This is a genomic window from Aquabacter albus (genome assembly GCF_040049275.1).
Taxonomy (GTDB): Bacteria; Pseudomonadota; Alphaproteobacteria; order Rhizobiales; family Xanthobacteraceae; genus Aquabacter.
Map to the genome: position 1 here is coordinate 416,474 of NZ_JBDZDT010000004.1, position 19,719 is coordinate 436,192.

The following is a 19,719-nucleotide window of genomic DNA, read 5'->3' on the forward strand; positions in this document are numbered from 1 at the left end:
CGGCGCCAACACCAAACGAGGATTTGCACGGATGACAAAGAAGCTCGCGGTGATTGCCGGCGCGACGGGCGTGATCGGGCGGGGACTGGCGGACGCGCTGGCGGCGCGGCCCGACTGGGATGTGGTGGCGCTGGCGCGCAAGCCGGTGGACGTTCCGGGCGCACGCTTCATCCCCGTGGACCTGACCGACGGGGACGATTGCCGGGCGAAGCTGACCGACCTCGGCGCTGCCACCCACATTTTCTATGCTGGCCGCTTCGACCATGTGGCGAACCAGCCCGAGCCGGTGGAGACGAACCTCTCCATGCTCCGCAACGTGGTGGAGCCGGTGGAGGCGCAGGCGCGGAACCTCGCCCATGTGCATCTCGTGCACGGCACGAAATGGTACGGCTCGGACCTCGGCCCGTTCCCCAATCCGGCATGCGAGGACGACCCGCGCAGCACGCGCACCACGTTCTATTATGCCCAGCAGGACTGGATCGCCGAGCGCCAGCGCGGGAAGACCTGGACCTGGAGCGCGACGCGCCCCCACGGCATCTGCCATGCGGTGCCGAACGCCCCCCGCAACCTTGTTCTCGTGATCGCGGTCTATGCCCTCATCTGCCGGGAAATGGGCCTGCCGCTCTCCTTCCCCGGCACCGAGGCGAATTACCGGGCGCTCTATCAGTGCACGTCTTCCGACCATCTCGTGGATGCGATCTTGTGGATGTCCGAGACGCCGGCCTGTGCCAACGAAGCGTTCAACATCATCAATGGCGACTACATCCGCTGGGAGCGGCTGTGGCCCGCCTTCGCGCGCCATTTCGGCATGGAGGTCGGCCCGGTCCGCACGGTGAAACTCGCCACCGCCATGGCGGACAAGGCGCCGGTGTGGGACGCGATCGTGCGCAAATACGGGCTGAAGGCGACGCCGTATGAGCGCATGGCCTTGTGGTCCTATGGGGATTTCGTGTTCACGCCGGGCTGGGACATGATGTCGGACATGACCAAGGCGCGGCAGTTCGGCTTCGCCGGCTCGGTCCGCACGCAGGATGAATTCATCCGCTATTTCAACCATTTCACGAAGGCCGGCGTGCTTCCCTGAGGGCCGCCGGGAGGAGATGCTTATGAGTGCCCTGGGCCTTTGCCTCGCCGTCTACGACACCACCCCGCCGGCCGTTTCCCCCGCCGCCGGGGTGCAAAGGCAGGTCTGGAAGGGCGGGCGAACCAATCGCGAGACCCGCGGCATGGTGGCCGAGCCGTCCTTCTGGATCACGCTCGACGAGACGACGGCCGATGCGGTGCCGACCGCGCCCGGCGCGCCTGTGCTGTCCTGGGATCTCGTGCAACTGGTGCCCGGCGACCGGCTTTCTCCGCAGGATGCGAAGGGGCTGATCCTCACCTCCATGGATGTAGACCCCTCCGTGGAGGAGGAGTTCAACGAGTGGTACTCCACCGAGCACATCCCCCTGCTCTCGCAGGTTCCGGGCATGATCGCCGCGCGCCGCTTCAAGGCGCGTAGCATGACCGGCGGGGCGCCCCGCTACATGGCGCTCTACCACGTGACCGACGTGGGCATTTACGCGATCGACGCCTGGACGAAGGCGAACTTCACCCCGTGGATTCTGCGCATGCGGCGCTACCAGACCAACCGCACCTATTTCATGTTCGACCAAAGACAACAGTGAATTCGACAAGAACAGAGGAAACGCCACATGCCCATCTCAGCCAAGGGAGTGTTCGCTGCATTGGCGGGCCTCCTGCTTTCTGCGGTCACCGCCAGCGGCGCGCTGGCACAGGCCGGCGCGCCGCTGCGCATCCTCGTTCCCTTTCCCGCGGGCAGCGGCACCGATGTGATCGCGCGCCTGCTGGCCGGTGAGCTCCAGCCCAAGCTCAACCAGCCGGTGGTGGTGATCAACCAGGCCGGCGGCGGCGGCATCAGCGCGACGCTGGCCACGGCGCGGGCGGAGCCGGACGGCAACACCATCTTCCTCACCACCTCGGCCCACGCCATCCTGCCCAAGGTGAAGAAGGATCTGCCCTTCGACATCGTCAAGGATTTCGCACCCGTCACCATGGTCTGTGCCGGTCCGTTGGTGTTGACGGTGGCCGCGGAATTCCCGGCAAAGAACCTCCAGGAGCTGATCGCCCTCGCCAAGGAGAAGCCGGGGCAGATCGACTACGCCTCCTCCGGCATCGGCACCGCGCCGCATCTCGCCATGGAGCTGCTGGACGCCAAGGCCGGCATCAAGCTTTCCCACGTGCCCTATCGCGGTGGCGCCCCCGCCATTGCGGACGTGGCGTCGGGCAATGTGCCCATGTATTTCGGCGCGCCGTCCTCGGGCCTGCCCTTCATCGCCACCGGCAAGGTGCGGGCCATCGCCATCTCCAGCGCGAAGCGGCCGTCCTTCATGCCGAACATCCCCACCGTGCAGGAGCAGGGGATCGCCGATTTCAACGTGGAGCTCTGGTACGGCATCCTCGCCCCGGCCAAGACGCCGCCGGCGCGCATCGCCCAGCTCCAGCAAGACATCAAGGAAATCCTCGCCAAGCCCAATGTGCGCGAGACCATGCTCGGCCTCGGCTTCGAGCCGCGCCCCTCCACACCCGAGGAGTTCGCGACCTATCTTTCGAGCGAGATCAAGCTGTGGGGCGATGTGGCCGACCTTGCCGGCATGAAGCCGGAGTGAGGGCTTTTCTTCGCGTCATCCCCGGGTCAAGCCTCGGGGATGACGGTGCCAAAAGTCAGCGCGGGATCATCGTGTCAGAGATCACCCGCGCCATCTCCACATAGGTCAGCACGAACAGCAGCAGGATCGGCGCAACCACGATGCCGGCCGCCAGCAGAAGCACGGAGCCGCCGGTGGCAACGGCGGCGATGCCGCCCAGCACGGGCAAAGCCGCGATGAGCAGAGCCAGCCATTTGCCGTGCTTCACCAGGAAGCCAAGCGCCGGATAGGTCGGGATTTCAGGTATCTCCATCATCGGAGGCGTCCTTTGCCTAAGGGCGTCAGCGGGCCGGACCCGCTTCGGGCAGGTCCTCGGTGGTGACGTGATATGCGGCGTTGCGCGCGGCGATGCGGCCGGAGGTGAAGACCCAGCCGAGATGGTGGCCGTGGCCCTCCAGCAGCACGCCACCCATGCCCGTGAGGCCGGCGGCGTAGAGGCCCGGCACCGGCGTGTCGCCTTCGCCCAGCACCTGGAGGTTTTCGTCCACGGCAAGGCCGCCATCGGTGAAGTTGATGTAGTAGCGCACCGGGCCGAGGGCGACATAGGGCCCGTCCTTCAGCTCCGGCCGGCCGGGTGTCGGGGTCTTCGCTCGCTCGGCGTTGAGCTTCGCCACGGTGGCCTCCAGCGCCTTCGCCGGCACGCCGATCTGGCCGGCCAAAGCGGCGAGCGTCGGCGCCTCGTGGAAGATGTCCTGCCGGTTGCGGCGGTAATCCTCCATGGAGGCGTAGGAGAAGCCGGAGGCGGTGGAGACGTAATAGGGATAGCCGGAGAATTTCCGCGCCAGCGGGCCGTCCAGCAGGATGTAGGCCTTCTGGTCCGGCTGGGCGCCCATTTCCGCCGCCGAATCCCTGGTTTCCTCGGTGAAGCGCTCGCCCTTGGCGTTCACCAGGATCGCCCCCTCGTGGAACATCTTGTAGGAGGGCACCAGAACGGTGGTGAGGAAGCCGGTGATGAGTTTGTTGGTGAGCACGCCCGGCAGGCTTTCCAGCGCCCAGCGCATGAAGCGCGTCACGGGCCTGTAGGGCGGGATGCGGCTGTACCATTTGGGCGGCGGCGCCGGGAAGCGCAGGCCGGACAGGTGCAGGTGCTCGTTGATGATGCGCCCGCCCAGCGCCTCCACCATGCGGTGCCCGTCACCCGTATTGTAGGGGTTCACCGGCGTCACCCCCGCCATGGCCGGCGAGAGATGGCGGGCGCGGCGCTGTCCGTTGGCACTGTAGTCGCCGCACGAGAGCACGACGCCGCCGCGCGCCCGGAAGGCGGTCGGCTTCCCGCCGATGCTGGCGATGACGCCCACGGCGCGGCCGTTCTCTATGATCAGCTCCTCCACGGGCGAGGAGGTGCGGATATCGACGCCGATCTTCCGGGCATGACGGCCGAGATGGAAGGGATAGGCCCGCGAATCCGGGATCACATTGTGCATGCGCTGCTTCTTGTGCGGCAGCTCGGTCATGGGGCCGAAGAATTCGAGGCCCATGGATTCCAGCCAGCGGAACGTCTCCGGCACGTTCTCCACCAGCATGCGGGCGAAGACCGGGTTGCCCGGCAGGTTCAGCTTCTCGTTGAAGGCGTAGAGATCCCGCAGGTGATCCTCAGGGCAATCCTTGATGCCCTTGCGGATCTGGTGGGAGGTGTTGGTGGCGGCAATGGAGCCCACGGAGCGGCCGGTGGTGCCGCCGATCTTCTCCGCCTTCTCCAGCAGCAGCGTGGAGCGGCCGAGGCTGCGCGCCTCAATGGCGGCAGCGAGACCTGCGCCGCCCGCGCCCACCACGATCACGTCGAAGGTCCCACCCTCTGCGGGGCGCGTGCCCGTTTTGCTCCGCGCCGCGTTTGCCGCATCCATCCGCGTCTCTCCCTGCCGCAGCGCGGCCCTTGGTTTTGTTGGCCGAAACATCGCAAGCCCTGTGCCATCCCCGGCATCGCCCGTGCCGCCGGGGTGCTGGCACCGGCCGCCTGTCTTCGCCGTGGACACTTTTCGCCAGCCTTTGGCCGCTGTGAGGACAGGCGTGTCCGCCGCGCGCCGCGTCGCCGCGCTGGCATGGATGGTGCAGCACGGCGCTGCGCGGGATGGCCCGCCAAAGGCAAGACAGGACGAACGGGATGGAACGCAGCGTCGATCTGGTGGTGGTGGGCGGCGGCATGGCAGGGCTGGTGGCGGCGGTGCACGGCGCCGAGCTGGGCCTTAAGGTCGCCGTGCTGGAGAAGGGCGCGACCGACCGCTATCCCTGCAACACCCGCATGTCCGGCGGCATCATCCACATCGCCTATAACGACGTGAAGGCGCCCGGCATCGACATTGCCGGCATCGTGAAGGCGCGACGTCCGGATGTGGATCCCGCTCTGGCCGATGCGCTCGGCGATGGATGCAGCCCCTTCATCGACTGGCTGCGCGCCCATGGCGCCCGCTTCGTGCGGCCCGGCCCCGCCTGGCAGAACTGGACGCTGGCCCCGCCCCGCGCCATCACTGCCGGCATCGACTATCTCGGGCGCGGGCCGGACATCCTGCTGCGCGACCTCGGCCAGCGGCTCGCCCAGCTCGGCGGCACACTGCTGCTGGAGACCCGCGTGACGCGCCTTCGCGTCGCGGATGGGCGGGTGATCGGCGTGGAGGCCGAAGGGCCGGAGGGAAAGGTCACAATCACCGCGAAGGCCACCGCCATCTGCGACGGTGGCTTCCAGGCGGATCTCGACACGGTGCGCCAGCACATCTCGGCCATGCCGGAGCGCCTGAAGCAGCGGGGCGCCGGCACCGCAATGGGCGACGGCATGCGCATGGCGGTGGAAATCGGCGCGGCGGTCTCCGAACTCTCTCCGTTCTATGGCCACCTATTGTCGCGGGACGCCCTGACCAACGACAAGCTCTGGCCCTATCCGGAGGTGGACGCCATCGGCCAGGCCGGCATCCTGGTGGGACCGGACGGGCGGCGCTTCGTGGACGAGGGCAATGCGGGCGTCTATCTCGCCAATGCCGTCGCCCGCCGACCGGACCCGCTTTCCACCACGCTGATCTTCGACCATGCGGTGTGGGAGACGGCGGGACGCGCCGCCCGCATTCCGCCCAATCCCCTGCTGGCGAAAGCGGGCGCCACCATCCATCGCGCGGACACGGTCGCGGCGGTAGCCGCCTTGGCCGGATTGCCGGCGGAGACTTTGTCCGAGACGGTGGCGGCCTACAATGCGGCCGCCGATGCCGGCACCGCCGCGCAGGCCGCGCTCGACACGCGGCGCACGGTGGGCGCCTATGGCGCGGCGGCGCTGAAGACGGGGCCGTTCTATGCCATGCCGCTCTGCGCCGGCGTCACCTATACCATGGGCGGCTTGCGCATCGATGCGGATGCCCGCGTGCTGAAGGCGGACGGGGCGGCCATTCCCGGCCTCTATGCGGCGGGCGCCTCTACGGGCGGCATCGAGGGCGGGGACCGCAGCGTCTATATGGGCGGCCTCGCGAAAGCCGGCGTCTTCGGCCTGCGCGCGGCGGAGCATGTGGCGCAGGCGCGGTGAGGGGTTAGGACAGCCCCACCCCTATTGCAGGGGTCATCCCCGGACTTGATCCGGGGATCCACGCCAGACCGTTGGCCGCGCATTTGCGGAGCCCCGTGGATGCCCGGGTCAAGCCCGGGCATGACGGCATGGGATGTGGCTCAGGTCCCCGGCGGAATGTGGGAGGCCGCCTCGCTCTCCACTTCGGACAGCTCGCGATACATGCCGTGGCGACGGACCTTCAGATGGGGGCGGATCTTGTCCGCCCAGCCGCACTTCACGGACGCCTCTTTCCACTCCAGCGACTTGGGAACGTCCGGGCTGTCCACCTCGTAGAAGGCGAGATATTCGGGCTGCTCGCTGTCCGCCCATTCCAGCTTGAAGCGGCGGCACGAGCGCACGCCCGGCACCTGGAGCAGGTTGGGCACGTAGCCTTCGTCATACAGCTTGTTGAACGCACCCTCCATCTCGCTCGGGATCGACAGATGGGCGAGGTAGACATAGGCGCTCACGGGGCATCTCCCTGGTGTTTTGTCGCTTGGTGCAGCAAGGCGCGTGCCATGCCGGAATGATCGTCTTCGATGAAGCAAAGCAATCGTCATGGCCGGACTTGATCGGGCCATCCACGGGCTTCCGCCGGGCGTGGCTAATGGACGGCCGTGGATGCCCGGGTCAAGCCCGGGCATGACTGGAGTAGGCTAAGCCCGCACCCCCTCGTCCAGCAGCTTGTAGAGATAGGAGCGGGAGATCCCCAGCTCCTCGGCCACGCGCTTCTTGTTGCCCTTGTGGCGCACCAAGGCCTCGCGCACCAGCTCCGCCTCCACCCGGCCGAGATTGGCTTTCAGCGAATCCCCGCCGCGCCGCAGCAGCGCCCGTTCCTCCGGCAGCACGGCGGGGGGCGCGAGGGAATCCCCATGGCTGACGAAGGTGTCCGCCGTGATGCGCCCGTTCTCGGCGAACACGAAGGCGCGCTCCACCTCGTGGCGGAGCTGGCGGATGTTGCCGGGCCACGCCTGCTCCATGAGGTAGGCAAGGGCGCTCTCCTCCACCTCGGGCGTCGGATAGCCGTGGCGCGAGGAGACCTCTTTGAGGAAATGCTCCACCAGTTGCGGAATGTCGTCGATGCGCCGGCGCAAAGGCGGCACCTCGATGGAGATGGGCGAGATGCGGTAATAGAGGTCGAGCCGGAACTGGCCTTGTCCCACCAGTTCCTGAAGGTTGCGGTTGGTGGCCGTGACGAGGCGGAAATCCACCTGATAGGGCCGGTCGCCGCCGATGCGCTCCACCATGTGGTCCTGGAGCACGCGCAGGAGTTTCGCCTGCACCTCCATGGGCATGTCGCCGATCTCGTCGAGGAAGATGGTGCCACCCGCCGCCTGCTCGAACTTGCCCTTGCGGCCCTTGCGGTCGGCGCCGGTGAAGGCGCCCGGCTCGTAGCCGAACAGCTCGGACTCAACCAAGGTGGCCGGCAGCGCCGCCGCGTTCACCATCACATGGGCGGCGTCGCGTCGCGGGGAGAGGCGGTGGAGCGCATGGGCCACCAGCTCCTTGCCGGTGCCGCTCTCGCCATGGATGAGAACCGGGATGCTGAGCGGGGCGATCTTTGTGAGCTCGCCCCTCAGGCGCTGCATGGCGGGGCTGTCGCCGATGAGTTCGTCGAGGCCGTAGGAGCGGGTGCGCAGCGCCGCCGCCTCGCGCTTGTAGAAGCGCACCTCGTTCTCCAGCACGTTGACGCGCCGGTTGAGCGCCTCCACCTGCTGGGGGCCCTTGAACATCACCCGCCCCACGGCCCCGACGATGTGCCCGTCGCGGCGGATGGGCACGCGGGAGACCACTCGGTCGGAGCCGCGCATGTGCTGGATCTCGCCCACTTCGGAAATGCCGGTGGCGACGATCTTGTCGAGGCGGGTGTTCTCGATCACCTCCCGCACCGGGCGCCCATTGGCCTCGCCGCGCGAGAGGCCGAAGAAGCGCTCATGGACGGGGGAGAGATAGGCCACCCGCGCCTCGCCATCCACCACGGTCATGGCATCGAACGGGTCGGTGAGCAGGTGCTCCAATATGTCGTAGGCGAAGTCCACGGAGCCGAGAAACTCCAGCACCGCCTGGCCGGAGACGGGCGAGAACACAACCAGCTCCGCGTCCTTCATGGGGGTCACAAGCACCGAATAGGAGCGGCGGTCGAGGGTGAAGGATTGCAGGCGGTGCTGGCGCGCGCTCGCCATCCAGGCCTTGTCCGCGAACAGGGCGCGAACCCGCTGGTCGGTGGCAAGGCCGGTCGAGAAAACCGGCGTTCCATCGGCTTTGAGGACAGCCAGTCCCTCCACGACGCCCTTATCGGCATCCATAGGCGTTACTCCCAGGTCTTATGTCTTTGTTGGCGACACTTTACGCGTCTGCGTGTTGCAATCAAAGACAGCATTGGTTGCACCGCGGACTTTCGCGGTCACAATTGTCCCGCGCCGGAGCGGATAGGCGCCAGGGTCCCGGCCCTGGCATGCACATTGCTCTGTATGCGGGGAAGCCCGCCGGGGCGGCGCGTGCCAACCCAGAGCGGGTGCGCCGGCTCTTGCAACGCTGCACAGACCATGCCGCCATGCGGCACTCGAACAGGCCGGACAACGGCCGGCCACCAGGAGACGCCCCCTTGGGTTACGAAACCATTCTCTACGCCGAAGACGGCCCCATCGGCACCATCACGTTGAACCGGCCCGACAACGGCAACATGTTCAACGTGACCATGTGCCATGAAATCCGCGACTGCATCGAAGCGGTGCGGCGCGAGACCCGCACGCGGGTGCTGGTCATCACCGGGGCGGGCGACAAGTTCTTCTGCATCGGCGGCCAGAAGGACGGCATGGAGGATTCCACGCTCTATGCCGGCACCCTGCCGACCCTGGAGATGTACGAGGCCATCGACCGCCTCCAGAAGCCGGTGGTGGCGAGCGTCAACGGTTTCGCGGTGGGCGGGGGCAACGTGCTCCAGGTGGTCTGCGACCTCACCATCGCCAAGGAGAGCGCGGTGTTCCGCCAGGTGGGGCCCATGATGGGCTCGTTCGATGCCGGCTACGGCACCTGGTATCTGGAGGATCTCGTCGGCAAGAAGCGGGCGAAGGACATCTGGTATCGCAACCCGCGCATCTCCTCCCAGGAAGCCCTCGCCATGGGGCTGATCAACAAAGTGGTGCCGGACGACAAGCTGAAGGAAGAGACGCGGGCCTACGCGCTGGAGATCGCCGACCGCGGACCCTTTGCGCTGGCCTCCATCAAGGGGGCGTTCAATGCCCGCCACGGCGGCGTCTCGGGCCTCGCCCGCGTCGCCCATGACCTCCTGCTGCGTTCCTACCTGGAGAGCGAAGAGAGCCACGAGCTCTCCGACAGCTTCAAGGGCAAGCGCAAGCCGGACCCCTCCAAGTTCGGGAGGTGAGCGTGCGCCCCTTCCTCACCCTCCATCACCCCGCCGCCGCCCAGCGCTATTATGCCGAGGGCGTCTGGCAGAAGGACACCTTCTACGATTTGCTCGCCCGCCACGCGGCCGGGCGTCCCAACGCCTTCGCGCTCCAGGACGGCACGCGCAAGCTCACCTGGGAGGAGCTGCGCCGCCGCGTGGACGGCATGGCGGCGGAGCTGCGGGCCTACGGCCTCACCGGCGGCGACCGGGTCTCCATCTGGGCGGCGAACCGCATCGAGGCGGTGATCACGTTTCTGGCCTGCTCCCGCGAAGGCTTCGCCTGCAACCCCTCGCTCCACCGCACCTATACGTGCGGCGAGGTGGTGGGGCTGCTGGAGCGGCTCTCCTCCCGCTGCCTCGTCACCGAGCCGGGCTGGGGCGCGGATCGGGACCGGGTGGATTTCGAGACCATGCTCTCGACCCTTCCTTCCCTGAAGGTGGTCTATTCGCCCGAGACCTTCCCGGGCGCCGGCCCCTATATGGCGCCGCCCTCGTCCGATCCGGACAAGGTGGTCTATCTCGCCTTCACCTCGGGCACCTCGGGCGTGCCGAAATGCGTGATGCATTCGGACAATTCGCTGCTCGCCAATGCCCGCGACCTGGTGCGGGACTGGGGCCACGGGCCGGACACGGTGCTGCTCACTTTGTCGCCGCTCTCCCATCACATCGCCTGGGTGGCGGTGGCGCAATGGCTGCTGGCGGGCTGCCGGCTGGTCACCGACATGCCGCCCCAGGGCATGTCGCGGCTCGACTGGATCATCGAGACCGGGGCCACCTACATCATGGGGGTGCCCACCCACGCCATGGACATTCTTGCCGAGCAGAAGGCCCGCGGGCTTCCCCGCCTCGGCGCGGTGGAGCTGTTCTACATGGCGGGCTCGCCCATCCCGCCCTCGGTTGCCGACGCCTTCGTGCAGCAGGGGATCAAGCCGCAGAACATCTACGGCATGACGGAGAATTCCTCGCACCAGTACACCCATCCCACCGACGACCACGACACCATCATCTCCACCTGCGGCCGAGGCGGGCGGGCCTATGAGGTGAAGGTGTTCGATCCGCTGGACGAGGACCGCGAACTGCCCCCCGGCGAAGTCGGCCATATTGGCGGGCGCGGCGGGGCGCTGATGCTCGGCTATTTCGACAACCAGAAGGCCACCGAAGGCTCGTTCAACAAGGCCGGCTGGTTCCTCTCCGGCGACCTCGGCGTGCTGGACGCGGTGGGCAATCTGCGCATCGAGGGGCGGCTGAAGGATCTCATCATCCGGGGCGGGCACAACATCTATCCCGCACAGATCGAGGCCCTGGCCCTGCGCCATGAGCAGGTGGAAAAGGCCGCCTGCTTCCCCATGGCCGATGATCGCCTCGGCGAGCGCGCCTGCCTCGCCATCATCGGCACCATCGAGCCGGACGCGCTGCTGGCGCATCTCGATGCGCTGGGCCTGTCGAAGTTCGACATGCCGGAATATTTCCTGAGGGTCGATGCCTTCCCGCTCACGGCGAGCGGCAAGATCCTGAAGCGCTCCCTGGTTGAAATGGCGCGCCGGGGCGAGATCCAGCCGGTGCCGGTGCGCTTCAAGTCGTCCATGGCGCGGAGTGCCTGAAACGTCTTCGCAGCCGACCGCGTTCAACCTTCGAGGCCCGGACCCTCCAGACCTCTCTCCGGGCTTCCTCCTGAGCCCTCCCCAGCCCTGACGGGGAGGGCTTTTTTTTGCCTTCCGTCACCTGCCATCCCCGGACTTGATCCGGGGATTTCCCGGGAGTCCTGGTGCGCGCGGTTCTCAAAAAGATGCCCGGGTCGAGCCCGGGCATGACGGCGTCAACGGGACGGCTGGAAGAAAAAGGGCCTCACCCCTGCGCTTCCGCCTTCGCCAGTTCGTCCCGCATGCGCGAGCGCATCCAGATTGCGGCGCCGGCGGTGAAGCCGCCGTCGATGGCGATCTCCGCCCCGGTGATGAAGCTCGATTCATCGGACGCCAGGAACAGCGCGAGATAGGCGCATTCCTGCGGCGTGCCCTGGCGCTGCATGGGGATGGAGCGGCGGGCGGATTCCGTATGGCCCGGCGCGCCGTCGCGGAAGAAGCTGGTCTCGATGATCTGGCCGGGATGGATGGAGTTGGCCCGGATGCCCCAATCCACGAGATCGATGGCGGCGGTCTTGGTAAGGCCGCGCACCGCCCATTTGCTGGCGCAATAGGCCGCGTCGTAATGCGCGCTCATGCCGGCGATGGATGAGACATTGATGATGGAGCCGCCGCCCGCATCCCGCATCGCGGGGGCGCAGACCTGCATGCCCAGCATCACGCCGGTGAGATTGACCTCCAGGGTCTTGTTCCAGGACGAAAGGGGAATGGTCTTGATGCCGTGGCGGCTGATGGTGCCGGCATTGTTGATGAGGACATGAAGCCCGCCGAACTGCGACACGGCCGCATCCGCGCAATCCTGCCACGCCTTGGGGTCGCACACGTCATGGCGCAGGAAGATCGCCTTGCCGCCCGCGGCGCGCACCGCGGCGGCCGCCTCTTCCCCGCCCTTTACGTCCACGTCAGTGAGCACAACGGCGGCGCCCTCCTGGGCGAACAGGATCGCCTCCGCCCGCCCTTGCCCGCCGGCCCCGCCGGTGATCAGCGCCACCTTGCCGTGAAGGCGTCCGTCTCCCTGCGCCATCTGCGCATCCTTTCTTGTTGTGTCAGAAACCCAAGGGACCGACCGGAAGCGGCATGTCCGCGAACTTATCGAAGAGGAAATAGAAGATCACCGCCGAGGCCGTGCCATAGGCGAAGTTCGAGACCAGCGAGCGCTTGCCGGCGAGATAGAAGATGAGAAGGAAGAACAGGAAGGTCGCGATGGCATAGCCCAGAGGCGGGATCGCGATCGTATAGGCGATCATGGCGAGGGTGAACGTCACCGGCGGGCGCGGCGGCCACCACTTGGAGCCGCCCTCGGGTATGTCGAGCTTGAGCGGGCTGGGCGGCGGCTTGAGCGCCAGCGCGACCCCGACCGCCAGCATGATGACGCCCAGCACCACCAGATAGCGGTCGGGCCCCAGCTCGTCGAACATGGAATCGGCGCGCTGCGTCGTCTCCAGGCGCCAGCCGTCCCAGCACCACACCGCGCCAAAGGCGATGAAGATGTATCCCCAGATGCGTCCCATCCTCGCGTGCTCCCACCTCCCGCGCCGTTCGTGCGGCGCAGTGTCGGTCCGCTCCCGCAAGCGGCATGCCATCCGGCAGGTGTCCGCGCGGGGCGTTGATTCCCTTGGGACAGTATCCGTCGGAGGACAGTCCTGTCCGCGCAGAATACACTTTCGATGTTTACCAAGACGACACCGCTTCCGCTCTCCGCACAATAAAGCCATTGTGCCTGTGCTGGCGAACTTTGGCCCGCTCGTTGCATTGAGCCTTGCCGACCGGGACGTCCATGCGCGGACTACAATTGTCAAAATCCGGCCGGAGGAAGAGATGACGCTCGCTTATATTGTGCGCTGCAACTTCAACCGGGAGGATCTCGAGCAGAGTTGGAACGAGTGGTACGGCGGGCCCAAGCTCAAGCAGATGCTGGACAAGCCCTATTTCCTCTCCGTGCAGCGCTTCTTCAAAAGCTCCGGCGCGGGACGCAACTACGTGGCTTTCTGGATCCTGGAATCCCAAGAGGCGTTCGAGACCCCCGAATACAAGAACGACTGGGGCTTCTTCGAATGGCGGCCCTATATCATCGACTGGAGCCGCGACCTGTTCGCGCCGCTCTCCGGCGATGTGCGCTCCCCGGTGCTCGATGACGCCCAGGCGCTGCGCCTCGTCTCCTTCGAGGGGCTAAGCGCTGAGGAGGCCGCCGCCGCAAAGCTTCAGGTAGAGGCGCGCCGGCCGGGCGTCAAATGGATGCGCTCCGTGGGCCTCGACAAGCACACCCCGCTCATCGGCTACGAGGTGGTGGACGCGAACGCCCCCGACAAGCCGCTCGACGTTGCGGGCGTGGTGGAGGGACTCTACCGGCCCATCACCGAGCTGGTGCATGCGGACGAGACCGCCGGGCAGTCGCCCGCTGGAGAAGGGCGCGCCTGATGGAACCGAGCCTCCTGGCAGGGCTCCTCAACGCCCTGACGTTCATGAATATTGGCTTCGCCCTCATCGGGTGCCTGCTGGGCACGCTGGTGGGGGTGCTGCCCGGCCTCGGCCCGGCCTCCGCCATGGCCATCCTCCTGCCGGTCGCGGTCTATCTGCCGCCGGACGGCGCCATCATCATCATGGCCGGCATCTATTACGGCGCCATGTATGGCGGCTCCACCACCGCCATCCTCATGAACATTCCCGGTGAGGTGTCGTCCATCGTCACCGCGCAGGACGGCTTCCCCATGACCAAGCAGGGCCGCGCCGGGCAGGCGCTGGCCATCGCCGCAATCGGGTCGTTCCTCGCCGGCATCCTCGGCACCATTGCCATCTCCCTCATCGGCCCCGCCATTGCCGATCTCGCGCTGAAGTTCGGGCCGCCGGAATATTTCGGCCTCGTCCTGTTCTCCATGACGGCGCTGATCTCGTTTGCGGGCAATTCGCTCATCCTCGGCCTCGGCATCGCCGCCTTCGGCATGGCCATCGCCGCCGTGGGCGCGGACCCTTTGACGGGGGCGCAGCGCCTCACCTTCGGCTCGCTGGAATTCACCAAGGGCTTCGACATCGTGCCTGTCCTGGTGGGCCTGTTCGGCATCGCCGAGGTGCTGCACTCGGCGGCCATGGACACGCAGAAGGTCTATTCCGGCAAGCTCGGCTCGTGGTGGTCCATGATCCCGCGCGGCAAGGAGCTGAGAGCGGGCATGGCCGCCGCCATGCGCGGCACCGGCCTCGGCTTCGTCATGGGCCTCCTGCCCGGCATGCTGCCGGCACTCACCGCCTATCTCGCCTATGACGTGGAGAAGCGTATCTCGCGCACGCCGGAGCGCTTCGGCAACGGCGCCATCGAGGGCGTGGCCTCGCCCGAGGCGGCCAACAACGCCACCGCCATGGCCGGCTTCATCCCGCTCCTGGCGCTGGGCATCCCCACCAGTCCCGCGCTGGCCATCATGCTCGGCACGCTGATGATCAACGGCCTCACCCCCGGCCCCATGCTGTTCGAGCAGCAGGCCATGCTGGTGTGGACGGTGATCGGCTCCATGCTGCTGGCCAACATGATGCTGCTGGTGCTGAACCTGCCGCTGGTGGGCATGTGGGCGAAGATCAGCCAGATCCCCTATTCCATCCTCGGGCCCATCGTGCTCGGCGTGTGCGTGGTGGGCGCCTATGCCCCGCGCAACACCCTGTTCGACGTGTGGGTGGCCATCATCTTCGGCGTGGTGGGCTACATCATGCGGCGCTACCACATGCCGGTGGCGCCCCTGGTGCTGGGCTTCCTGCTCGGCCCCATGTTCGAGCAATCGCTGCGCCAGTCCTTGGCGCTCAATGGCGGCAACCCGCTCTTCATGATGGACCGCCCCATCTCGTTCAGCCTGTGCCTTGCCGCCGTGCTGGTGGTGGCGGCGACGACCTACTTCAAGAGCAAGTCCAAGGTCATGGCGGAGTTGGTGGAAGACAGCACCAACGAAGTCTGAGGATCGGCAATCATAAAAAGGGGGAACGAGGAGATGAGGGTCAGGCTCTCTCTGCTGATGGCGCTGGCGGCCTTTGTGCTGCCGGCGCCCTTCGCCGTGGCGCAGGAGAAATTCCCGAGCCGCGCCATCGAGATCATCGTGCCGTTCGCGGCCGGCGCGTCCACCGATCTCGGCATGCGCGTGCTCGCCCCGGCGCTGGAGGCCAAATGGGGCGTGCCGGTGCGCGTCATCGACAAGCCGGGCGGCAACACCGTGCCGGCGGTGAACGAGGTGATGACCGCCAAGCCCGACGGCTACACCATCCTGGCCGACGGCCCGCCCCAGAGCTCCATGCTCGACACGGCGGTGAAGAACCTTCCCTTCAAGGTCACCGACCGCACCTTCATAGCGGTCGCCGCCTACACGCCCATGATGCTGCTGGTGCCGGCGGATTCGCCCCTCAAGACGCTGGCGGACGCCGCCGCGGCCGCGAAGGCCGACCCCTCCAGCTTCGTGTGGACGTCGCTCGGCGGAGCGGGGGCGCCGGACATGGCGTTCCGGCAGTTCTTCAAGGCCATCGGCGTGGACGTCACCAAGACCCGCCCGCTCCAATTGAAGGGCGCATCGGAGGCGGTGACCATGACCGCCGGCGGGCACGTGAAGATGGGGGTCGGCTCCTACGCCGCGCTTTCCGCCGCGCTCCAGGCCGGCAAGCTGCGCGTGCTCGCCACCGCCGGGCCGGAGCGCTGGCCCAACCAGCCCGACATCCCCACCACCAAGGAAGTCGGCTTCCCTGCCGTCGAGACGCTCTATTGGATCGGCTTTTCCGGCCCGCCCGGCCTGCCGGCGGACATCGTCGCCATCTGGGACAAGGCCATCAAGGAGGTGCTCACCGAGCCTACCGTGCAGGAAGGGCTCCTGAGGGTGGGCATGAAGGCCATCTATGAGGATGCCGCCACCATGGCCCAGCGGGTCGCGCGCGAGCGGGCGGAGACGCAGGAGCTCTGGTCGCGCTGAACGGAGCGTGCTTGGGTGATGCGCTCCGCTTTGCCCCTTCAAGAGGTAACCCACCATGATCGATCTTTATTACTGGACCACGCCCAATGGGCTGAAGATGACGATCTTCATGGAGGAAAGCGGGGTCCCGCACCGGATCAAGACGGTCAACACGCGGATCGGCGAGCAATTCCACGAGGACTTCCTCGCCATTTCGCCCAACAACCGGATTCCGGCGCTGGTGGATGACGCGCCCGATGGCGGCGGGCCGCCGCTCGCCATGTTCGAATCCGGCGCCATGCTGCTCTACCTCGCCGAGAAGTCCGGCCAGTTCATTCCCAGGGACATTCACGGCCGCGCCGAGGTGCTCACCTGGCTGTTCTGGCAGATGGCCGGGCTCGGCCCCACGGCCGGCCAGACGACGCATTTCCGGGTCTATGCGCCCGAGAAGCTCCCTTACGCCATCGATCGGTTCGTGAACGAGGTGAACCGGCTCTATGGCGTGCTGGACCGCCGCCTGAAGAACCGCGAGTTCGTCGCGGGCGACTATTCCATCGCCGACATGGCGATCTATCCCTGGATCGTCCAGTACGACCGGCATGGCCAGAATCTCTCGGATTTCCCGCAGCTCAAGCGCTGGTTCGAGGCCGTAGGGCAGCGCCCCGCCGTGGTCCGCGCCTATGAGATGGCGAAGGAGATCAACCCGGATTTCGGCAAGCTGCCGACCGACGCCGAGAAGAAGGTGATGTTCGGCCAGACGGCGGAGACCATCGCCCAGCGCGCCTATCGATAGGACCGCGCCGGCCTGCCGCCCGCCGACATCATCCCCTTGCAACGCCGCCCGCGGGTGGCACATGAGGCTGTGCCATGAAGCTCTACGGTTCTCTCACCTCCCCCTTCGTGCGCAAGGTGCGCGCCTTCGCGATGGAGCGGGGCGTGCCCTTCGAGATGGTGGTGGAGGATCCCTGGCAGGTTTCCCCCCGGCTCATCGGCCTCAACCCCGCCGGAAAGGTGCCGGTGCTGGAGCTGGACGATGGCAGCCTCCTGGTGGAATCCCTTCTCATCATCGAATATCTCGACACGCTCGGCGATCCCTCCGGCGCGCTCATTCCCGGCGCGGGCAAGGCGCGGTGGGATGCGCTGCTGTGGCATGCGCGGGCGCAGGCACTGATCGATGCAGCGGTGGCGCGGGTGCTGGAGCTGCGGCGCCCGGAGAACCTCCAGATGCCCGCCCGCGTCGCCCGGGAAGAGGCGCGCTTCGCCGAGGTGCTGGACTTCATCGAGCGCAGCCTGCCGGACACGCCCTGGATCGCGGGTGATGCCATCTCGCTCGGCGACATCATGCTGGGCGTCGCCCTGCGCTACACCGCCTTCCGCTATCCCCACGACTGGGAGCCGGCGCACCCGCGCCTTGCCGCCCGACTGCGCAAGCTGGAGGCGCGGCCGGCGATCCGGGACACGGAGCCGCCGGGCTTTTCCTGAGACGCAGGGCAGACCGGCGTTTCCGGCATTTGCCTCCGGCGCCTTGCGCGGGCAAAAGCCTATTGTCGACACGTGTGTTTTATCCGTGCGGCTCCTTTCGCCCTTTCCCAAAGGCCCGACCCCATTGCCGCACCATTCCCTTTCGCGCGGCCCGTTCGCAGCCTACGCCCCGGCCGGGGCCGCCCCGTGAGCGGAGGAACGCCGGAGGGCGTGCCCCACGAGCCGCGCGTCGGCCTCACGGGGCTCCTGGCCGAGACGCTGTTCGTGCAGGTGATCGGCACCACCTCCATCCTCATCATTCCCGCGCTCGCCCCGCTCATCGCCCCCGACCTCGGCATGCCCACCAGCGCGGTGGGCTACCAGATCTCGCTGGTCTATTTCGCCGGCATGGTGGCCTCCATCCTGGCCGGTGCGCTGGTGATGCGGTTCGGCCCGTGCCGCACCGGGCAGGCGGCCATGGTCCTGGCGGCGGCAGGCTGCGGGCTGGCGAGCCTCGCCAATATCTGGACCGTGCTGGCCGGCAGCCTCGTCTGCGGCTTCGCATACGGCCTCATCAACCCGGCCGCGTCCGACCTCCTCATGCGCCATGCCCCAGCGGCGCGGCGCAACCTGATCTTCTCCTTCAAGCAGACCGGCGTGCCGCTGGGCGGCATGGTGGCGGGGCTGGTGGGCCCGCAGATCGCGCTCGCCCTCGACTGGCATGCGGCGCTTCTCAGCGTGAGCGGTGTGGCGCTGGTGCTCGCGGGGCTCTCGCAGTTGGGCCGCGCGCGGCTCGACGCGCACCGACGCAAGGGCGGGCTCAGCCTGTTCTCGCTGACCGCGCTGCGCCTCGTGATGGCGACGCCGGCCCTGCGCTGGCTCGCGCTCTCCTCCTTCTTCTTCTCGGCCATGCAACTCTGCGCCATCACCTTCCTGGTGGTGATGCTGGTGGAGGATCTCGGCTTCTCCCTGGTGGAGGCGGGCGCGCTGCTGGCCGCCGTCCAGGTGGGCGGGGCGGTGGGCCGCGTCCTGTGGGGCCAGGCGGCCGACATGCTGGGCGACGGCCTCGTCGTGCTGCTGAGCCTCGCCCTCGCCATGGGGGCCGCGGCGGGGGCCCTGATGTTCGCCTCGCCCCACTGGCCGCTGCCCCTCACCTCCGGCATCCTCATGGTGCTGGGGCTCACGGCGGTGGGCTGGAACGGGGTCTATCTCTCCGAAGTCGCGCGCCAGGCACCCCATGGCGCGGTGAGCGCGGTGACCGGCGCCTCCATGTTCTTCACCTTCACCGGGGTGGTGGTGGGGCCGGTCATCTTTTCCGAGCTGCACCATCATGTGGGCTCGTATGTGGACAGCTACGGCTTCCTGGTGGTTCTGGCGCTCTGCGGCGCGCTGATGGTGGCATTCAACAAATGGGCGCGGGGGTAGGGGCCGAAGCGCTCCAGCGCCCCTATCCCCGCCGTTTCCGGCGGGGTGGAGGGATGCGGGAGCGGCCGGCACGCCGGCAGGCATGCCTTGGGAGTACAGGTGACGTCGGAGCCGGTGCTCCGTCCGCTCCCGCGCGGGGATTTATGGCGTGTCGGCTGCGCCGCGTGGGTGATCAGTCCTCCCCATCACCACCGGCCGGACCAGCGCCGGATCGGTGCGCAGACCCCTTCGGCCTCCTTTCTCGCCCGGCGGAGTGCGTTACTCCCCACCGGGTCGGACACCCGCTGCCCTGCACCACCCGTCAGGCCGCTCCGGACGCGCCCCTCCTTGGTGCAAGGTGAGGGGACCATAGCAGGGGTTCATACGGAAAGGAATATAGTCCCTAGGATTATTTTCTTGAAACCTGTCCTCCCGATGACCCCGTCATGCCCGGGCTTGACCCGGGCATCCACGCCTTTCCCCTAAGTGCGCACCCAGCGGAGCCCCGTGGATGGCCGGGACAAGCCCGGCCATGACGATGGTGCTGGCGGAGGGAGGCACGAAAGAGAGAACCCTGGGTCAAGCCCGGGGATGACGGTCGATGGAAGATCGCATGAGGCCGGGGGGCGCCGCGCCCTCAGCGAGGAGCCGGAAAGAGCCTCAG

At 67.4% G+C, this 19,719-nt stretch carries 18 protein-coding genes; 12 read left to right on the forward strand and 6 right to left on the reverse strand.

From position 1 onward, the window contains the following. Positions 1-31: 31 nt before the first annotated feature. From ABLE91_RS11665 to ABLE91_RS11675, 3 genes are read left to right on the forward strand one after another with little or no spacing between them, the layout of a single operon-like run. On the forward strand, positions 32-1,084 hold the full coding sequence (locus ABLE91_RS11665) for an SDR family oxidoreductase (protein WP_348930986.1): 1,053 nt from the start codon (positions 32-34) through the stop codon (positions 1,082-1,084). Between the two features lie 22 nt (positions 1,085-1,106). Next, the gene (locus tag ABLE91_RS11670; protein WP_348930987.1) at positions 1,107-1,667 is read left to right on the forward strand and encodes a DUF4286 family protein; all 561 of its coding nucleotides are present in this window, start codon (positions 1,107-1,109) and stop codon (positions 1,665-1,667) included. 27 nt (positions 1,668-1,694) lie between these two features. Beyond that, on the forward strand, positions 1,695-2,669 hold the full coding sequence (locus ABLE91_RS11675) for a Bug family tripartite tricarboxylate transporter substrate binding protein (protein WP_348930988.1): 975 nt from the start codon (positions 1,695-1,697) through the stop codon (positions 2,667-2,669). Positions 2,670-2,724: 55 nt separating this feature from the next. On the opposite strand, the gene ABLE91_RS11680 is transcribed toward ABLE91_RS11675, so the two are convergent. Both ABLE91_RS11680 and ABLE91_RS11685 read right to left on the reverse strand, forming a co-directional pair. Continuing rightward, complete coding sequence (locus tag ABLE91_RS11680) at positions 2,725-2,964, reverse strand: hypothetical protein (protein WP_348930989.1); 240 nt, start codon at positions 2,962-2,964, stop codon at positions 2,725-2,727. Positions 2,965-2,989: 25 nt separating this feature from the next. Continuing rightward, on the reverse strand, positions 2,990-4,552 hold the full coding sequence (locus tag ABLE91_RS11685; protein WP_348930990.1) for an FAD-dependent oxidoreductase: 1,563 nt from the start codon (positions 4,550-4,552) through the stop codon (positions 2,990-2,992). Positions 4,553-4,809: 257 nt separating this feature from the next. Between ABLE91_RS11685 and ABLE91_RS11690 the strand changes: the two genes are divergently transcribed. Beyond that, positions 4,810-6,210, forward strand: a complete 1,401-nt coding sequence (locus ABLE91_RS11690; protein ID WP_348930991.1) for an FAD-dependent oxidoreductase — start codon at positions 4,810-4,812, stop codon at positions 6,208-6,210. 140 nt (positions 6,211-6,350) lie between these two features. Here ABLE91_RS11690 and ABLE91_RS11695 read toward each other — a convergent pair whose 3' ends face one another. Both ABLE91_RS11695 and ABLE91_RS11700 read right to left on the reverse strand, forming a co-directional pair. Beyond that, the gene (locus ABLE91_RS11695; RefSeq protein ID WP_348930992.1) at positions 6,351-6,701 is read right to left on the reverse strand and encodes a hypothetical protein; all 351 of its coding nucleotides are present in this window, start codon (positions 6,699-6,701) and stop codon (positions 6,351-6,353) included. Between the two features lie 186 nt (positions 6,702-6,887). After that, positions 6,888-8,537, reverse strand: a complete 1,650-nt coding sequence (locus tag ABLE91_RS11700) for a sigma-54 interaction domain-containing protein (protein ID WP_348930993.1) — start codon at positions 8,535-8,537, stop codon at positions 6,888-6,890. A 299-nt stretch (positions 8,538-8,836) separates the two neighbouring features. On the opposite strand from ABLE91_RS11700, the gene ABLE91_RS11705 reads away from it, so the two are divergent. Beyond that, positions 8,837-9,616 carry an enoyl-CoA hydratase-related protein gene (locus ABLE91_RS11705; RefSeq protein WP_348930994.1) on the forward strand — a complete coding sequence of 260 codons (780 nt, stop codon included), beginning with the start codon at positions 8,837-8,839 and terminating at the stop codon, positions 9,614-9,616. A gap of 2 nt (positions 9,617-9,618) precedes the next feature. Continuing rightward, entirely contained in the window at positions 9,619-11,241 is a 1,623-nt protein-coding gene (locus ABLE91_RS11710) for a class I adenylate-forming enzyme family protein (RefSeq protein ID WP_348930995.1), read from the forward strand. A gap of 244 nt (positions 11,242-11,485) precedes the next feature. On the opposite strand, the gene ABLE91_RS11715 is transcribed toward ABLE91_RS11710, so the two are convergent. Then, positions 11,486-12,304: an SDR family NAD(P)-dependent oxidoreductase gene (locus ABLE91_RS11715; protein WP_348930996.1), complete on the reverse strand. Its 819-nt coding sequence runs from the start codon at positions 12,302-12,304 to the stop codon at positions 11,486-11,488. Positions 12,305-12,326: 22 nt separating this feature from the next. Beyond that, positions 12,327-12,791, reverse strand: coding sequence for a tripartite tricarboxylate transporter TctB family protein (locus ABLE91_RS11720; RefSeq protein ID WP_348930997.1), 465 nt, complete (start codon positions 12,789-12,791; stop codon positions 12,327-12,329). 307 nt (positions 12,792-13,098) lie between these two features. Here ABLE91_RS11720 and ABLE91_RS11725 point away from each other — a divergent pair, with 307 nt between their 5' ends. From ABLE91_RS11725 to ABLE91_RS11750, 6 genes are all read left to right on the forward strand, one after another. Continuing rightward, entirely contained in the window at positions 13,099-13,698 is a 600-nt protein-coding gene (locus tag ABLE91_RS11725; protein WP_348930998.1) for a hypothetical protein, read from the forward strand. Next, positions 13,698-15,215, forward strand: coding sequence for a tripartite tricarboxylate transporter permease (locus ABLE91_RS11730; RefSeq protein WP_348930999.1), 1,518 nt, complete (start codon positions 13,698-13,700; stop codon positions 15,213-15,215). The genes ABLE91_RS11725 and ABLE91_RS11730 overlap by 1 nt, the downstream gene beginning before the upstream one ends. Before the next feature lie 33 nt (positions 15,216-15,248). Next, the gene (locus ABLE91_RS11735; protein WP_348931000.1) at positions 15,249-16,211 is read left to right on the forward strand and encodes a tripartite tricarboxylate transporter substrate binding protein; all 963 of its coding nucleotides are present in this window, start codon (positions 15,249-15,251) and stop codon (positions 16,209-16,211) included. A 55-nt stretch (positions 16,212-16,266) separates the two neighbouring features. Continuing rightward, on the forward strand, positions 16,267-16,983 hold the full coding sequence (locus tag ABLE91_RS11740; protein WP_348931001.1) for a glutathione binding-like protein: 717 nt from the start codon (positions 16,267-16,269) through the stop codon (positions 16,981-16,983). A gap of 74 nt (positions 16,984-17,057) precedes the next feature. Continuing rightward, on the forward strand, positions 17,058-17,672 hold the full coding sequence (locus ABLE91_RS11745) for a glutathione S-transferase family protein (protein ID WP_348931002.1): 615 nt from the start codon (positions 17,058-17,060) through the stop codon (positions 17,670-17,672). A 186-nt stretch (positions 17,673-17,858) separates the two neighbouring features. Next, positions 17,859-19,076 carry an MFS transporter gene (locus ABLE91_RS11750; RefSeq protein WP_348931003.1) on the forward strand — a complete coding sequence of 406 codons (1,218 nt, stop codon included), beginning with the start codon at positions 17,859-17,861 and terminating at the stop codon, positions 19,074-19,076. Positions 19,077-19,719 lie beyond the last annotated feature (643 nt).

Excerpts from the sequence above, each read along its gene's own strand:
- ABLE91_RS11665 (WP_348930986.1), top strand. The coding sequence starts at position 32 with ATGACAAAGAAGCTCGCGGTGATTGCCGGCGCGACGGGCGTGATCGGG.
- ABLE91_RS11670 (WP_348930987.1), top strand. The coding sequence starts at position 1,107 with ATGAGTGCCCTGGGCCTTTGCCTCGCCGTCTACGACACCACCCCGCCG.
- ABLE91_RS11675 (WP_348930988.1), top strand. The coding sequence starts at position 1,695 with ATGCCCATCTCAGCCAAGGGAGTGTTCGCTGCATTGGCGGGCCTCCTG.
- ABLE91_RS11680 (WP_348930989.1), bottom strand. The coding sequence starts at position 2,964 with ATGATGGAGATACCTGAAATCCCGACCTATCCGGCGCTTGGCTTCCTG.
- ABLE91_RS11685 (WP_348930990.1), bottom strand. The coding sequence starts at position 4,552 with ATGGATGCGGCAAACGCGGCGCGGAGCAAAACGGGCACGCGCCCCGCA.
- ABLE91_RS11690 (WP_348930991.1), top strand. The coding sequence starts at position 4,810 with ATGGAACGCAGCGTCGATCTGGTGGTGGTGGGCGGCGGCATGGCAGGG.
- ABLE91_RS11700 (WP_348930993.1), bottom strand. The coding sequence starts at position 8,537 with ATGGATGCCGATAAGGGCGTCGTGGAGGGACTGGCTGTCCTCAAAGCC.
- ABLE91_RS11715 (WP_348930996.1), bottom strand. The coding sequence starts at position 12,304 with ATGGCGCAGGGAGACGGACGCCTTCACGGCAAGGTGGCGCTGATCACC.
- ABLE91_RS11720 (WP_348930997.1), bottom strand. The coding sequence starts at position 12,791 with ATGGGACGCATCTGGGGATACATCTTCATCGCCTTTGGCGCGGTGTGG.
- ABLE91_RS11725 (WP_348930998.1), top strand. The coding sequence starts at position 13,099 with ATGACGCTCGCTTATATTGTGCGCTGCAACTTCAACCGGGAGGATCTC.
- ABLE91_RS11730 (WP_348930999.1), top strand. The coding sequence starts at position 13,698 with ATGGAACCGAGCCTCCTGGCAGGGCTCCTCAACGCCCTGACGTTCATG.
- ABLE91_RS11735 (WP_348931000.1), top strand. The coding sequence starts at position 15,249 with ATGAGGGTCAGGCTCTCTCTGCTGATGGCGCTGGCGGCCTTTGTGCTG.
- ABLE91_RS11740 (WP_348931001.1), top strand. The coding sequence starts at position 16,267 with ATGATCGATCTTTATTACTGGACCACGCCCAATGGGCTGAAGATGACG.
- ABLE91_RS11745 (WP_348931002.1), top strand. The coding sequence starts at position 17,058 with ATGAAGCTCTACGGTTCTCTCACCTCCCCCTTCGTGCGCAAGGTGCGC.